General features: G+C 70.2%; 12 protein-coding genes. All 12 read left to right on the top strand.

Translation table 11 applies throughout. The annotated features are described in order from the left end of the window. The first annotated feature begins 15 nt into the window (after window positions 1-15). The 12 genes from EBO15_RS01800 to EBO15_RS01745 are packed head-to-tail and all read left to right on the top strand — an operon-like array spanning window position 16 to window position 14,890. On the top strand, window positions 16-1,266 hold the full coding sequence (locus tag EBO15_RS01800; RefSeq protein ID WP_233615868.1) for an NADH-quinone oxidoreductase subunit D: 1,251 nt from the start codon (window positions 16-18) through the stop codon (window positions 1,264-1,266). Continuing rightward, window positions 1,263-2,006: an NADH-quinone oxidoreductase subunit NuoE gene (nuoE, locus tag EBO15_RS01795; protein ID WP_233615855.1), complete on the top strand. Its 744-nt coding sequence runs from the start codon at window positions 1,263-1,265 to the stop codon at window positions 2,004-2,006. Before EBO15_RS01800 ends, nuoE begins: the two co-directional genes overlap by 4 nt. Further along, window positions 2,003-3,304 (top strand): NADH-quinone oxidoreductase subunit NuoF, encoded by a 1,302-nt coding sequence (gene nuoF, locus EBO15_RS01790; protein WP_122192506.1) that lies wholly within the window; start codon window positions 2,003-2,005, stop codon window positions 3,302-3,304. The genes nuoE and nuoF overlap by 4 nt, the downstream gene beginning before the upstream one ends. Then, complete coding sequence (locus EBO15_RS01785) at window positions 3,301-5,730, top strand: NADH-quinone oxidoreductase subunit G (RefSeq protein ID WP_122192505.1); 2,430 nt, start codon at window positions 3,301-3,303, stop codon at window positions 5,728-5,730. The genes nuoF and EBO15_RS01785 overlap by 4 nt, the downstream gene beginning before the upstream one ends. Further along, on the top strand, window positions 5,727-7,076 hold the full coding sequence (gene nuoH / locus EBO15_RS01780; RefSeq protein WP_122192504.1) for an NADH-quinone oxidoreductase subunit NuoH: 1,350 nt from the start codon (window positions 5,727-5,729) through the stop codon (window positions 7,074-7,076). Before EBO15_RS01785 ends, nuoH begins: the two co-directional genes overlap by 4 nt. Beyond that, window positions 7,063-7,596 (top strand): NADH-quinone oxidoreductase subunit NuoI, encoded by a 534-nt coding sequence (gene nuoI, locus EBO15_RS01775; RefSeq protein ID WP_122192503.1) that lies wholly within the window; start codon window positions 7,063-7,065, stop codon window positions 7,594-7,596. Before nuoH ends, nuoI begins: the two co-directional genes overlap by 14 nt. Beyond that, window positions 7,593-8,510, top strand: a complete 918-nt coding sequence (locus EBO15_RS01770; RefSeq protein WP_122192502.1) for an NADH-quinone oxidoreductase subunit J — start codon at window positions 7,593-7,595, stop codon at window positions 8,508-8,510. Before nuoI ends, EBO15_RS01770 begins: the two co-directional genes overlap by 4 nt. Beyond that, entirely contained in the window at window positions 8,507-8,806 is a 300-nt protein-coding gene (gene nuoK / locus EBO15_RS01765; protein ID WP_122192501.1) for an NADH-quinone oxidoreductase subunit NuoK, read from the top strand. The genes EBO15_RS01770 and nuoK overlap by 4 nt, the downstream gene beginning before the upstream one ends. Before the next feature lie 13 nt (window positions 8,807-8,819). Continuing rightward, window positions 8,820-10,733: an NADH-quinone oxidoreductase subunit L gene (gene nuoL / locus EBO15_RS01760; RefSeq protein ID WP_122192500.1), complete on the top strand. Its 1,914-nt coding sequence runs from the start codon at window positions 8,820-8,822 to the stop codon at window positions 10,731-10,733. Further along, window positions 10,730-12,295, top strand: a complete 1,566-nt coding sequence (locus tag EBO15_RS01755; protein WP_122192499.1) for an NADH-quinone oxidoreductase subunit M — start codon at window positions 10,730-10,732, stop codon at window positions 12,293-12,295. Before nuoL ends, EBO15_RS01755 begins: the two co-directional genes overlap by 4 nt. 2 nt (window positions 12,296-12,297) lie before the next feature. Continuing rightward, window positions 12,298-13,875, top strand: coding sequence for an NADH-quinone oxidoreductase subunit NuoN (gene nuoN, locus EBO15_RS01750; protein ID WP_267898373.1), 1,578 nt, complete (start codon window positions 12,298-12,300; stop codon window positions 13,873-13,875). A gap of 19 nt (window positions 13,876-13,894) precedes the next feature. After that, a complete protein-coding gene (locus EBO15_RS01745) occupies window positions 13,895-14,890 on the top strand; it encodes a polyprenyl synthetase family protein (RefSeq protein ID WP_378238715.1) in 996 nt (331 codons plus the stop codon). Window positions 14,891-14,947: the final 57 nt, after the last annotated feature.

The raw sequence follows: 14,947 nt of genomic DNA, 5'->3' as shown, positions 1-14,947 counted from the left end.
CAGGACTGGGACCAGGTGGTCGCGGACGCCCGGGACGCCGGCGACGAGCGGCTCGTGGTGAACATGGGTCCGCAGCACCCGTCCACGCACGGCGTGCTCCGGCTGATCCTGACGCTCGACGGTGAGACGGTCGACGAGTGCCGACTGGGCATCGGCTACCTGCACACCGGCATCGAGAAGAACATCGAGTTCCGCACCTGGACGCAGGGCACCACGTTCGTCACCCGGATGGACTACCTCGCGCCGATCTTCAACGAGACGGCGTACTGCCTGGGCGTCGAGAAGCTGCTCGGCATCACCGAGCAGATCCCGGAGCGGGCCTCGATCATCCGCGTGATGATGATGGAGCTCAACCGGATCTCCTCGCACCTGGTCGCGATCGCCACGTTCGGCCTGGAGCTCGGCGCGACGACCGTCATGCTGAACGGCTTCATCGAGCGTGAGTACACCCTCGACCTGTTCGAGGAGATCAGCGGCCTGCGGATGAACATGGCCTACGTCCGTCCGGGCGGCGTCGCGCAGGACCTGCCGTCCGGCGCGATGAGCAAGCTGCGCGACTACCTCGACCGGATGCCGAAGCGGCTGAAGGCGATGCGCAAGCTCATGGACGACAACCCCGTCTACAAGGCGCGCACCAAGGACGTCGCGTACCTGGACCTGACGGGCTGCACCGCGCTCGGCATCACCGGCCCGATGCTGCGCTCCACCGGCATCCCCTGGGACCTGCGCAAGTCCCAGCCGTACTGCGGTTACGAGACCTACGACTTCGAGGTGGCCACCGAGACCACCTGCGACGTCTACGGCCGCTACCTGGTCCGGATGAGGGAGATGGAGGAGTCGCTGAAGATCGTGGAGCAGTGCGTCGAGCGGCTCCAGTCGGTCAAGGGCCCGGTGATGGTCGAGGACAAGAAGATCGGCTGGCCGGCGCAGCTCGCGATCGGCGCGGACGGCATGGGCAACTCGCCCCGGCACATCGCGCACATCATGGGCACCTCCATGGAGGCGCTGATCCACCACTTCAAGCTGGTGACCGAGGGCTTCCGGGTCCCGGCCGGGCAGGTGTACGCGCCGGTCGAGTCGCCGCGCGGCGAGCTCGGCGCGCACATCGTCAGCGACGGCGGGACGCGCCCCTACCGGGTGCACTTCCGCGATCCGTCGTTCACCAACCTCCAGGCGGCGCCCGCGATGGCCGAGGGCGGCATGGTCGCCGACGTCATCGCCGCGGTCGCCTCGATCGACCCCGTGATGGGAGGCGTGGACCGTTGAGCGAGCAGCTGCTCAAGCTGGAGCCGCCGTTCCGCAAGACCGAGCCGTACGACCCGGAGACGCGGGAGCGGCTGGACCGGGACGCCAAGGACATCCTGGCGCGCTACCCCAAGACCCGGTCGGCGCTGCTGCCGATGCTGCACCTGGTGCAGTCGGTGGACGGCCACGTCACCGGGCGCGGCATCGAGTTCTGCGCGGAGACCCTCGGCATCACGGCCGCGCAGGTCACCGGCGTCGCGACGTTCTACACCCAGTACAAGCGGGAGCCGGTCGGCGACTACCACGTCGGCGTCTGCATCAACACGCTGTGCGCGGTGATGGGCGGCGACCAGATCTGGTCCGAGCTGAGCGACCACCTGGGCGTCGGCCACGACGAGGCCACCGAGGACGGCACGGTCTCGCTGGAGCGCATCGAGTGCAACGCGGCCTGCGACTTCGCGCCCGTCATGACGGTGAACTGGGAGTTCTTCGACAACATGACGCCGGAGAAGGCCAAGCGCCTGGTCGACGATCTCCGCGCCGGTAAGGAAGTGCTTCCTTCGCGCGGGCCGAACCGGCTCTGCACGTGGAAGGAGGCCAGCCGCGTGCTGGCCGGTTTCGACGACGGGCTCGCCCACGAGGGCGTCCCGGCCGGGACCGAGTCGCTGCGCGGCCTCGACCTCGCGCGCGAGCGCGGCTGGACGGCCCCGGAGCCGGGTGCCAAGCCGTCGTCCGACGCGGCCGAGGGGGGAGAGAAATGACCACGCTGACTCCCATCCTCACCAGGAACTGGGACCAGCCCGACTCGTTCACGATGGCCGGGTACGAGCGCGACGGCGGGTACACCGCCCTGCGCAAGGCCCTCGCCATGGAGCCGGACGCGATCGTCCAGACGGTGAAGGACTCCGGCCTCCGCGGACGCGGCGGCGCGGGCTTCCCCACCGGCATGAAGTGGGGCTTCCTGCCCGCGGACAGCCCGAACCCGCGCTACCTGGTCGTGAACGCGGACGAGTCCGAGCCGGGGACGTGCAAGGACATCCCGCTGATGATGGCGAACCCGCACGTCCTCGTCGAGGGCGTCATCATCAGCTCGTACGCGATCAAGTCCAACCACGCGTTCATCTACGTGCGCGGTGAGGTGCTGCACGTCATCAGGCGCCTGCAGCAGGCGGTACGGGACGCCTACGCCGCCGGATATCTGGGCCGGAACATCCTCGGCTCGGGGTACGACCTGGAACTGGTCGTGCACACCGGCGCCGGGGCCTACATCTGCGGCGAGGAGACGGCCCTGCTCGACTCCCTCGAGGGATACCGGGGTCAGCCCAGGCTCAAGCCCCCCTTCCCGGCGGTCGCGGGACTTTATGGCGGTCCCACCGTCATCAACAACGTCGAGTCCATCGCATCCGTTCCCTCGATCGTGGCGAACGGCGCCGACTGGTTCACCTCCATGGGCACCGAGAAGTCCGCCGGGTTCGGCATCTTCTCGCTGTCCGGGCACGTGACCAGGCCCGGACAGTACGAGGCCCCGCTCGGGATCACCCTGCGCGAGCTCCTCGACATGGCGGGCGGCATGCGCGGCGGACGCCCGCTGAAGTTCTGGACGCCGGGCGGCTCGTCCACCCCGCTGTTCACCGACGAGCACCTGGACGTCCCGCTCGACTTCGAGTCGGTCGGCGCGGCCGGGTCCATGCTCGGCACCCGGGCGCTGCAGATCTTCGACGACACGGTCTGCGTCGTGCGGGCCGTCCTGCGGTGGTCGGAGTTCTACGCGCACGAGTCGTGCGGCAAGTGCACCCCGTGCCGTGAGGGCACGTACTGGTACAAGCAGCTGCTGAAGCGGCTGGAGGCGGGCCAGGGCTCCGAGGAGGACCTGGACACCCTGCTGGACCTGTCCGACAACATCCTCGGACGCTCGTTCTGCGCGCTCGGCGACGGCGCGACCAGCCCGGTCGTGTCCTCGATCAAGCTCTTCCGGGACGAGTACATCCGCCACTTCGAGCAGGGCGGCTGCCCGTTCGACCCGGCCAAGTCCACCCTGTGGGGAGGTGCTGCGGTATGACCGTCGCCGACGAGAAGAGCACCGTCGAGCGGCAGCAGGTCGAGATGGTGACCTGCACGATCGACGGTTTCGAGATCAGCGTCCCCAAGGGCACGCTGATCATCCGGGCGGCGGAGCTGCTCGGCATCCAGATCCCCCGCTTCTGCGACCACCCGCTGCTCGACCCGATCGGTGCCTGCCGCCAGTGCCTGGTGGAGATCCCGGACATGGGCAACGGGCGCGGCATGCCGAAGCCGCAGGCGTCCTGCACCACCACGGTCATGCCGGGGATGGTCGTCAAGACGCAGCTGACCTCGCCGGTCGCCGACAAGGCGCAGCACGGCGTGATGGAGCTGCTGCTGATCAACCACCCGTTGGACTGCCCGATCTGCGATAAGGGCGGCGAGTGCCCCCTGCAGAACCAGGCGATGTCCAACGGGCGCGGCGAGACCCGGTTCACCGAGGCCAAGCGGACCTTCCCCAAGCCGATCCCGCTGTCCACCGAGGTGCTGCTCGACCGCGAGCGCTGCATCCAGTGCGCCCGCTGCACCCGGTTCTCCGACCAGATCGCCGGGGACGCGTTCATCGACCTGTTCGAGCGCGGCGCGAAGGAGCAGGTCGGAACGGCGACCGACAATCCGTTCCAGTCCTACTTCTCGGGCAACACCGTGCAGATCTGCCCGGTCGGCGCGCTCACCGGCGCGGCCTACCGGTTCCGGTCGCGGCCGTTCGACCTGGTGTCCACGCCGTCCGCGTGCGAGCACTGCGCGTCCGGCTGCGCGCTGCGCACCGACCACCGGCGCGGCAAGGTCACCCGCCGCCTCGCCGGGGACGACCCGCAGGTGAACGAGGAGTGGAACTGCGACAAGGGCCGGTGGGCGTTCACCTACGCCACCCAGCCCGACCGGCTCACGCACCCGCTCGTCCGGAACGAGAAGGGTGAGCTGGAGGTCGCGTCCTGGCCTGAGGCCCTGACGGTGGCCGCCCGCGGTCTCGCGCGCGCACGAGGCAACGCCGGTGTCCTGACCGGCGGACGGCTCACGCTCGAGGACGCCTACGCGTACAGCAAGTTCGCGCGGATCGCGCTCGGCACGAACGACATCGACTTCCGGGCGCGTCCGCACAGCACCGAGGAGGCCGAGTTCCTGGCCTTCGCGGTCGCGGGCCGTCCGATCGAGGTGTCGTACACCGACCTCGAGAACGCGCCGGTGGTGCTCCTCGCCGGGTTCGAGCCCGAGGAGGAGTCGCCGATCGTCTTCCTGCGGCTGCGCAAGGCGTTCCGCAAGAAGGGCCTGAAGGTCGTCTCGGTCGCGCCGTTCGAGACCCGCGGCCTCAAGAAGACCGGCGGGACGCTCCTGCCGGCCGCGCCCGGCGCCGAGGCGGAACTGCTCGGCGGCCTGGTCGCGGGCGAGAACGCCGAGGTCCGCGAGCTGCTGGAGAAGCCCGGCGCGGTGATCCTCGTCGGCGAGCGCCTCGCGTCGAGTCCGGGCGCGCTGTCCGCGGCCGTCCGGCTGGCGCACGTCACCGGCGCGGGCCTGGCCTGGGTGCCGCGCCGCGCGGGCGAGCGCGGCGCGATCGAGGCCGGGGCCCTGCCCGGGCTGCTGCCGATCGGGCGCCCGGTGTTCGACCCGGACGCCCGTGCCGAGACCGCCCGAGCCTGGGGCGTCGCGGAACTGCCCGCGTCGCCGGGCCGCGACACCGCCGGGATCCTGGCGGCCGCGGCGGCCGGGGAACGCGGTGCGCTGCTGGTCGGCGGGTTCGACCCGTACGACCTGGCGGACCCGCAGGCGGCTCTCGCCGCGCTCGACCGCACGCCGTTCGTGGTGAGCCTGGAGCAGCGGGTCAGCGCGGTCACCGACCGCGCGGACGTCGTGCTCCCGGTCGCGGCCGTCGTCGAGAAGGCCGGAACGTTCGTCGACTGGGAAGGCCGCGGCCGCCCGTTCGGGACCGTCCTGAAGACCGCCGGGAAGATGTCCGACCTGCGGGTCCTGGACGCGCTGGCGAACGAGATGGACGTCCACCTCGGGCTGCCCGACCCGGACGCGGCGCGCCGCGAGCTGACCGGCCTCGGCGCGTTCCGCGGCGAGCGCCCGCCCGCGCCGTCGGTCGCGACCGGCGTCCTGCCGCAGCCCGGCCGGGGCGAGGCCCTGGTGTCCAGCTGGCGGCTGCTGCTCGACCGCGGCACCCTCCAGGACGGCGAGCCCTACCTCGCCGGAACGGCCCGCGACGCCGTCGCCCGGGTCTCCCCGGCCACGGCCGAGGAGGCCGGCGCGGACGGCGAGCTCACGGTGCGCGGCCCGCGCGGCGAGGTCACGCTGCCGCTGGTGATCACGCCCGGCATGCCCGACCGGGTGGTGTGGCTGCCGGCCAACTCGCCCGGGGTCGCGCTGCACGCCGACCTGGGCGCGTCGGCCGGGGACATCGTCTCGATCGGAGGGTCCCGATGAGTCTGGTGAGTTCGGCGGGGGCGGCGGTGCTGGCGGGCCCGGCGCCCGCCGACCCGACCCTGTCCACCTTCGGCAAGGACCCGTGGTGGCTGATCGGCGGCAAGGTCCTGGCGATCTTCGTCTTCTTGGTCCTCACCGTCCTGATGTCGATGTGGGTCGAGCGGCGCGTCATCGGCCGCATGCAGCTGCGCGTCGGCCCGAACCGGACCGGCCCGTTCGGCCTGCTCCAGGGCCTCGCGGACGGCGTGAAGCTGGCCCTGAAGGAGGACATCGTCCCCCGGAACGTGGACAAGGTCGTCTTCGTCCTCGCGCCGGTGATGTCGGCGGTGCCCGCGTTCATCTCGTTCAGCATCATCCCGTTCGGCCCGACCGTGTCGGTCTTCGGCCACCACACCGCGCTGCAGGGCACCGACCTGCCGGTCGCGGTGCTGCTGGTCCTCGCGATGTCCTCGATGGGCGTCTACGGGATCGTCCTGGCGGGCTGGTCGTCGATGTCGCCCTACTCGCTGCTCGGCGGGCTCCGCTCGTCCGCGCAGGTGATCTCCTACGAGATCGCGATGGGGCTGTCGTTCGTCGCGGTGTTCCTGTTCGCCGGGTCGATGTCCACCACCGAGATCGTCAACGCGCAGGCGAACACCTGGTACGTGGTGCTGCTCTTCCCGTCCTTCGTGGTCTACGTGATCACGATGATGGGCGAGTCGAACCGCATCCCGTTCGACCTGCCCGAGGGCGAGGGCGAACTGGTCGGCGGCTTCCACACCGAGTACTCGTCGCTGAAGTTCGCGATGTTCTTCCTCGCGGAGTACATCAACCTGGCGACGCTGTCGGCGCTGTGCACCACCCTGTTCCTCGGCGGCTGGCGCGCCCCCGCGCCGATCACGACCGTGTGGGCGGGCGCGAACTCCGGCTGGTGGCCGGTGGCCTGGTTCATGGTCAAGCTCTGGCTGTTCATCTTCTTCTTCATCTGGCTGCGCGGCTCGCTGCCCCGCGTCCGCTACGACCAGCTCATGAAGCTCGGATGGAAGGTGCTGATGCCCTTCTCCATCGGGTGGATCCTGCTCGTCGCGGTCATCCGGGTGTGGAGGAACGAGGGCCACAACGCCACGGGCGTGATGGCCTCGGTCGCCGGGATCGCGATCGTCGTGATCCTGCTGACCTTCGTCTGGGAGTTCGCCCGAGGCGGCGGCTCCGCGGGGGAGGACGCCGTTCCACCGGCGCCCGATCCGGACGCGGGCGGCTACCCCGTCCCGCCGATGGACGCCCCGCACTACCACGGCCACCGCGACGTGCCCAAGCCGCGGATCACCGAAACCTCACGTGAGGAGGTCAGCAGTGGGACTCACTGACTTCCTGAACCCGGTGAAGGGGTTCGGGGTCTCCTTCCACCAGATGTTCATGAAGAGCGAGACCGTCCAGTACCCCGAGGTGAAGAAGCCGACGGCCCCGCGCTTCCATGGACGCCACCAGCTCAACCGCTGGCCGGACGGCCTGGAGAAGTGCATCGGGTGCGAGCTGTGCGCCTGGGCGTGTCCCGCCGACGCCATCTTCGTGGAGGGCGCCGACAACACCGAGGAGGACCGCTACTCGCCCGGCGAGCGGTACGGCCGGATCTACCAGATCAACTATCTGCGCTGCATCCTGTGCGGGCTCTGCATCGAGGCGTGCCCGACCCGGGCGCTCACGATGACCAACGAGTACGAGCTCGCCGACGACAGCCGCGAGTCGCTCATCTACACCAAGGACATGCTGCTCGCGCCGCTGCGCGAGGGCATGGAGAGCCCGCCGCACGCGATGCGGCTGGGCGACACCGAGGAGGACTACTACCGCCTCGGCCTGCAGCCCGAGGAAGGCGGTGAGAAGAAATGACCACCGCCCACGTCCTCGCGGGCCAGGCGACCACCGCGCACGTGCTCGCGGGCCACGTCGCCGACAGGCAGTCGGGTGAGCCGTTCTTCTTCTGGTTGCTGGCGATCGTGTCGGTCGCCGCGGCGCTCGGCATGATCTTCATGCGGAAGGCGGTGCACTCGGCGCTGCTGCTGGCGACCGTGATGCTGTCGCTGGCCGCGCTCTACGCCGTCCAGGACGCGCCGTTCCTGGCGTTCGTGCAGGTCATCGTCTACACCGGCGCGGTGCTGATGCTGTTCCTGTTCGTCCTGATGCTGGTCGGCGTCTCGTCCACCGACTCGCTGGTGGAGACGCTGCGCGGGCAGCGGTTCTGGGCCGCGGTCAGCGGCGTCGGGTTCGTCGCGCTGCTCGGCACCGGCTTCGCCAACGCCGCGCTCGGCGACTCGGCCGGCCTGAAGGCCGCCAACGCCGAGCACGGCGGGAACATCCGCGGCCTGGCGTACCTGCTGTTCGGCAAGTACGTGTTCGCGTTCGAGGCGACGAGCGCCCTGCTCATCACGGCGGCGCTCGGCGCGATGGTGCTGGCGCACCGCGAGCGCACCACGCCCAAGCCGACCCAGCGCGACCTGTCGGTCGAGCGCTTCCGCAAGGGCGCGGCGACCGGCGCCCACCCGGGCCCGCTTCCCGGCCCCGGCACCTACGCACGGCACAACGCGGTCGACATGCCCGCGCTCCTCCCGGACGGCACGCCGTCCGAGCTGTCGGTCAACCCGGTCATCGCGGCCCGGACCGACACCGCGCACCGGCACTCCGACCTGCGCGGCCAGACCGAGCGGCAGGCCCTGGACAAGGACGTCCGGGCCGTCCGCACGGTGACCGAGACCGCCGACTCCGAGGCCGGGGCCGTCGCCGAGACCGAGGAGGTCGAGAAGTGAGCCCGGGACACTACCTGGCGCTGTCGGCGATCCTGTTCACCATCGGAGCGGTCGGCGTGCTCGTGCGCCGCAACGCGATCGTGGTGTTCATGTGCGTGGAGCTCATGCTCAACGCCTGCAACCTGGCGTTCGTGTCGTTCTCCCGGATGCACGGGAACCTCGACGGCCAGATCATCGCGTTCTTCGTGATGGTCGTGGCGGCGGCCGAGGTCGTGGTCGGCCTCGCCATCATCATGACCATCTTCCGGACCCGCAGGTCCTCGTCGGTCGACGACGCGAACCTGCTGAAGTACTAGGGGGCCGCGGCCAGTGAAAGCGGAAGGGATCCAGGCCGCGGCCTGGTTGCTCATCGCGTTCCCGCTGCTCGGGGCGGCGGTCCTCCTCCTCGGAGGACGCCGCACCGACCGGTGGGGACATCTCCTCGGCGTCGCGATGTCGCTCGCGTCGTTCGTCGTCGGCGCCGGGATGTTCGTCCAGATGCTCGGCTACGACGACGCCGAGCGCCGCCGCACGCTGCACCTGTGGAACTTCTTCGACGTCGGCTCGCTGCACGTCGGGATGGACCTGCTGGTCGACCCGCTGTCGATCAGCTTCGTGCTGCTCATCACGGGCGTCGGCTCGCTGATCCACATCTACTCGATGGGCTACATGGCCCACGACGAGGACCGGCGGCGGTTCTTCGCCTACCTCAACCTGTTCGTCGCGGCGATGCTCACGCTGGTCCTCGGCGCGAACTACGTCGTGCTGTTCCTCGGCTGGGAGGGCGTGGGTCTCGCGTCCTACCTGCTGATCGGGTTCTGGCAGTTCAAGCCGACCGCCGCGGTCGCCGCGAAGAAGGCGTTCGTGGTGAACCGCGTCGGCGACCTCGGCCTGGTCACCGCGATCATGCTGATGTTCGCCACGTTCAACTCGGTCGACTTCACGACGATCCTCGGCACCGGCGCGGAGCACGTGGGCCTGGCGGCGAAGCTGTCGTCCGGCGTCGCGACCGCGCTCGGGCTGCTGCTCCTGCTCGGCGCGTGCGGCAAGTCGGCGCAGCTCCCGCTGCAGTCCTGGCTGCTGGACGCCATGGAGGGCCCGACCCCGGTGTCGGCCCTGATCCACGCGGCGACCATGGTCACCGCGGGCGTCTACCTGATCGTCCGGTCCGCCCCGATCTTCGAGATGTCGGCGGACGCCCAGCTCGTGGTGACGATCGTCGGCGCGGCCACGCTGATCGCCGGTGCGATCATCGGGTGCGGCAAGGACGACATCAAGAAGGCGCTGGCCGGCTCGACGATGTCGCAGATCGGCTACATGACCCTCGCCGCCGGGCTCGGCCCGGCGGGCTACGCCCTGGCCATCGCGCACCTCATCGCGCACGGCTTCTTCAAGGCGGGCCTGTTCCTCGGCGCCGGATCGGTCATGCACGCGACCGGCGACGACGTGAACATGCGCCACTACGGCGCCCTGCGCAAGGTCATGTACGTGACCTACGGGACGTTCGGCCTCGGCTACCTCGCGATCATCGGGTGCCCGCCGTTCTCCGGCTTCTTCACCAAGGACGGCATCATCGAGGCGGCCTACAACAAGGGCGGCACGTCCGGGGCGATCCTCGGCACGTGCGCCCTGGTGGGCGCCGGCATCACGGCGTACTACATGTCGCGCGTGATGTTCATGACGTTCTTCGGTGAGAAGCGCTGGCAGGAGGACGTCCACCCGCACGAGTCGCCCAAGGTGATGACCATCCCGCTGATCCTGCTGGCCTTCGGGTCGGTGTTCGCGGGCGGGTTCCTCGTCCTCGGCGGCTTCTCCGGCTTCCTGGCCCCCGTGGTCGGAGAGTCGGAGGAGCACGGTTTCAACCCGCTGACCGCGCCGGGCATCGCGACGTTCGTCCTGATGATCGTCGGCGTCGCGATCGCGTGGCGGCAGTACGGGGCGCGGCCGGTTCCGGTCGAGGCCCCGGCCGGGTCCTTCCTCACCCACGCCGCGCGCCGTGACCTCTATGGGGACGCCATCAACGAGTCGCTGCTCATGCGGCCCGGCCAGTGGCTGACCCGGCTCGCCGTCTGGTTCGACAACCGCGGCGTGGACGGAGCGGTCAACGGCATCGCCGCCGGCGTCGGCGGGACGTCCGGACGGATCCGGCGGGTCCAGACCGGGTTCGCCCGTTCCTACGCCCTCTCGATGTACCTCGGCGCGGCGATCGTGGTCGCCGCCCTCCTGGTGGTGAACGTGTCATGACCGACTTTCCCTGGCTGACCGTCCTCATCGCGCTGCCCGCCGTCGGCGCGCTGCTGGTGGGGCTGCTGCCGCGCGAGAACGAGACGCTGGCCAAGCAGGCCGCGCTCGGGATCTCGCTGGTCGAGGCCGTCCTCGCGATCGTGATGACGACCGCGTTCAAGGTCGGCGGCGACCGGTTCCAGTTCACCGAGAAGTACTGGTGGATCAAGCAGTTCGGCGTGCACTGGGCGGTCGGCGTCGACGGCGTCGCGCTCGTCCTCGTCCTGCTGTCGGTGATCCTCGTCCCGCTCGTGGTCATCGCGTCCTGGGACGAGGCGGGCCGCTCCGGCGGCACCGAGACCCCGCCCAAGCGCTCGGTGAAGACGTACTTCGCGCTGCTGCTGGCGCTCGAGGCGATGATGGTCGGCGTCTTCGCGGCGACCGACGTCTTCCTCTTCTACGTCTTCTTCGAGGCGATGCTCATCCCGGTGTACTTCATCATCGGGTCCTACGGCGGTCCGCAGCGGTCCTACGCGGCCGTGAAGTTCCTGCTGTACTCGCTGTTCGGCGGGCTGCTGATGCTCGTCGCCGTCGTCTGGCTCTTCCCGCTGTCGCAGGAGAAGCTCGGCCACGGCACGTTCATGTTCGACGAGCTGCGCACCATGCACGTCGACGGCATGACCGCCAAGTGGCTGTTCCTGGCGTTCTTCGTCGCGTTCGCGATCAAGGCGCCGATGGTCCCCGTCCACACCTGGCTGCCGGACGCCGCCGCGCAGTCCCCGGCGGGCGCGCTCGTGCTCGTCGTGGGCGTGCTCGACAAGGTCGGCACCTACGGCATGCTCCGGTTCTGCCTGGAGCTGTTCCCCGGCGCGGCCAAGTGGGCGACCCCGGTCGTCCTCGCCCTGGCGGTGATCAGCATCGTGTACGGCGCGGTCCTGGCGATCGGCCAGGTCGACCTGAAGCGGCTCGTGGCCTACACCTCGGTGTCGCACTTCGGGTTCATCGTGCTGGGCATCTTCGCGATGACCACGCAGGGCCAGTCCGGCGCGACGCTGTACATGGTGAACCACGGGTTCTCGACCGGCGCGCTGTTCCTGCTGGTCGGCTTCATGATCGCGCGCCGGAGGTCGGCGCGGATCGACGCGTTCGGCGGCGTCCAGAAGGTGGCCCCGGTGCTCGCCGGGACGTTCCTGATCGCGGGCCTGTCCGGCCTGTCGCTGCCGGGACTGTCCACCTTCGTGTCCGAGCTGATGGTGCTGATCGGCACGTTCAGCCGGCACCGGGTGCCCGCCGTGCTGGCGGCGTCCGGGATCGTGCTCGCCGCGATCTACATCCTGTGGACCTACCAGCGGACCATGGGCGGCCCCGCCCGCGAGGAGGTCAAGGGCATGCCCGACCTCTCGCTGCGGGAGAAGGTCGCGGTCGCCCCGATCATCGCGATCATCGTGGCGATGGGCCTGTTCCCCCAGCCGGTGCTCAAGGCCATCAACCCGTCGGTCAAGCAGGGCCTGGCGCGGGTCGAGGTCCAGGACCCGGCGCCGAAGATCATCGGTAACGTCGCCGAGAACGGAGCCCGGCCGTGAGCGTGTCATTGGTCGCCGCGGGACTCGCGGCCGCCCCGTCCGGTGGGGAGAGCTTCCCCACCCCGCACATCGAGTACGGCCAGCTCGCCCCGATGCTGATCGTGTTCGGCGTCGCGATCGCCGGGGTGCTGGTGGAGGCGTTCATCGGCCGCGCCTCCCGGTACTACGTCCAGGTGCCGCTCACCGCGGTCGGCCTGCTCGCCGCGTTCGCCTGGACGATCGGCCTGGCCGCCCGCGACAAGCCGTTCCACGCGGCCGCCATGGGCGCGATCGGCGTGGACGGCCCGACCCTGCTGATCCAGGGCACCATCCTCGTGCTCGCCCTGGTGTCGCTGCTGCTCATCGCCGAGCGGCAGCACAGCAGCTTCACCGCGCAGGCGGCGGCGCTGCCCGGCACCGAGGCCGAGCAGGAGACGATGGCGGCCGGGGTCACCCAGACCGAGGTGTTCCCGCTGATGCTGTTCGCGGTCGGGGGCATGCTCATGTTCCCGGCCTCGAACGACCTGCTGACGATGTTCGTCGCGCTGGAGATCATGTCGCTGCCGCTGTACCTGCTGTGCGGCCTGGCCCGGCGTCGCCGCCTGCTGTCGCAGGAGGCCGCGGTCAAGTACTTCCTGCTCGGCGCGTTCTCCTCGGCGTTCTTCCTGTACGGGACGGCGCTGCTGTACGGCTACGCCGGCTCGGTGCGGCTCGCGGACATCTCCGCGCAGCTCAGCAAGGACGCCGGCAGCGAGACGCTGATGCTCGCGGGTGTGGCGCTGCTGTCGGTCGGCCTGCTGTTCAAGATCGGCGCGGTGCCGTTCCACATGTGGAAGCCGGACGTCTACCAGGGCGCCCCGACCCCGATCACCGCGCTGATGGCGTCCTGCACGCTCGTGGCGGGGTTCGGCGCGGTGATGCGCGTCTATTACGTCGCGTTCGAAACGCTGCGGTGGGACTGGCGTCCGTTCACGTGGGGTGTGGCGATTCTCACGATGGTCGCGGGCGCGATCATCGCGATCACCCAGACCGACCTGAAGCGGCTGCTGGCCTACTCGTCCATCGCGCACGCCGGATTCCTGCTCACCGGGATCATCGCGGTGAACCGGGACGGCCTTGCGGGAGCGCTGTTCTACCTGGTCGCCTACGGGTTCACCACGGTCGGCGCGTTCGCGGTGATCACGATGGTCCGGGACGGCGGCGGCGAGGCCGCGCACCTGTCCCGGTGGGCCGGGCTGGGACGCAGGTCGCCGGTGGTGGCGGGCGTTTTCTCCTTCTTCCTGCTAGCCTTCGCCGGAATTCCGTTGACGTCCGGCTTCACGGGGAAGTTCGCGGTGTTCAAGGCGGCGGTCGAGGGACACGCGACCCCGCTGGTCGTCGTCGGCGTCCTGTCTTCGGCGGTCGCGGCGTTCTTCTATGTCCGGGTCATCGTGGTGATGTTCTTCAACGAGCCCGAGGCGGACGGCCCGACCGTGGTCGCGGGCCCGATGACCGCGGCTGCCGTGGCGCTCGGCGTGACGGCTACTGTGGTACTCGGCGTCCTGCCCCAGCCGATGCTGGACCTGGCGGGACACGCCGCGACACAGATGTTCGTCCGGTAGTGCGCCGTAGGGGGTTTGGGTGAGTAGCGCCGTTCCGTTCGGTCTGCCCGAAGGGCTGACCTCAGATGTGCGGGAGCGGCTCGCCGCGGTGGAGGAGATGCTGCTCTCCTCCGTGCGGGGCGAGGATCCGCTGCTCTCCGAAGCCTCCAAGCACCTCGTCGACGCGGGAGGCAAGCGGTTCCGGGCCATGCTCGTGCTGCTCGCCTCCCACTTCGGCTCCCCGGAGGCCCCGGGCGTCGTCCCGGCGGCCGTCGTCGTCGAACTGACCCACCTGGCGACGCTCTACCACGACGACGTGATGGACGAGGCGACCGTGCGGCGCGGCCAGCCGTCGGCGAACTCGCGGTGGAACAACACCGTCGCGATCCTCACCGGCGACTACCTGTTCGCGCGGGCCTCGGACCTGCTGGCCGACCTCGGCCCCGACGCCGTCCGGATCCAGGCGCGCGCGTTCGCCCGCCTCGTCCGCGGCCAGATCCAGGAGACCGTGGGCCCCGCCGAGGGCGTGGACCCGCTCAAGCACTACCTGGCGGTCATGGCCGACAAGACCGGCTCGCTGATCGCCGTCTCCGGCCAGTTCGGGGCGCTGCTCGCGGGCGCCTCGCCCGCCGTCGTGGACAGCATCACGTCCGCGTGCGAGAAGCTCGGCATCGCCTTCCAGCTGTCGGACGACATCCTCGACATCGCGTCCGAGACCGAGGAGTCCGGCAAGACGCCCGGCACCGACCTGCGCGAGGGCATCCGCACGCTGCCGATGCACCTGGTGCTCGAGGGCGTCGGCTCCGGCCCGGACGACGAGCGGCTGCGTGAGCTGCTGGTCACCGACCTCACCGACGACGCGCTGCACGCCGAGGCGCTCGTGCTCCTGCGCGCCCACCCGGCGATGGAGCGGGCCCGCGCCGACATGCGCTCCTGGGCCGAGGACGCGCGCGCCGACCTGCTCACGCTGCCGGACATCCCGGCGCGCGACGCCTTCATCGGCCTCTGCGACTACGTCGTCTCCCGCACCGGCTGACGACCGCGAAAACGAGAAAGGCCCTCCTCGGAGGGCCTTTTCCTTGTCCGCGGACTC

It is taken from the genome of Actinomadura harenae, assembly GCF_003696215.1.
GTDB classification, from domain to species: domain Bacteria; phylum Actinomycetota; class Actinomycetes; order Streptosporangiales; family Streptosporangiaceae; genus Spirillospora; species Spirillospora harenae.
Note: the sequence above shows the minus strand (reverse complement) of the source record. Positions and strands in the feature narration are given on the sequence as shown.

What these genes read in the sequence shown, in the direction of transcription:
- EBO15_RS01785 (WP_122192505.1), top strand. Translation starts at nt 3,301, where the DNA reads ATGACCGTCGCCGACGAGAAGAGCACCGTCGAGCGGCAGCAGGTCGAG.
- EBO15_RS01770 (WP_122192502.1), top strand. Translation starts at nt 7,593, where the DNA reads ATGACCACCGCCCACGTCCTCGCGGGCCAGGCGACCACCGCGCACGTG.
- EBO15_RS01755 (WP_122192499.1), top strand. Translation starts at nt 10,730, where the DNA reads ATGACCGACTTTCCCTGGCTGACCGTCCTCATCGCGCTGCCCGCCGTC.
- nuoH (WP_122192504.1), top strand. Translation starts at nt 5,727, where the DNA reads ATGAGTCTGGTGAGTTCGGCGGGGGCGGCGGTGCTGGCGGGCCCGGCG.
- nuoF (WP_122192506.1), top strand. Translation starts at nt 2,003, where the DNA reads ATGACCACGCTGACTCCCATCCTCACCAGGAACTGGGACCAGCCCGAC.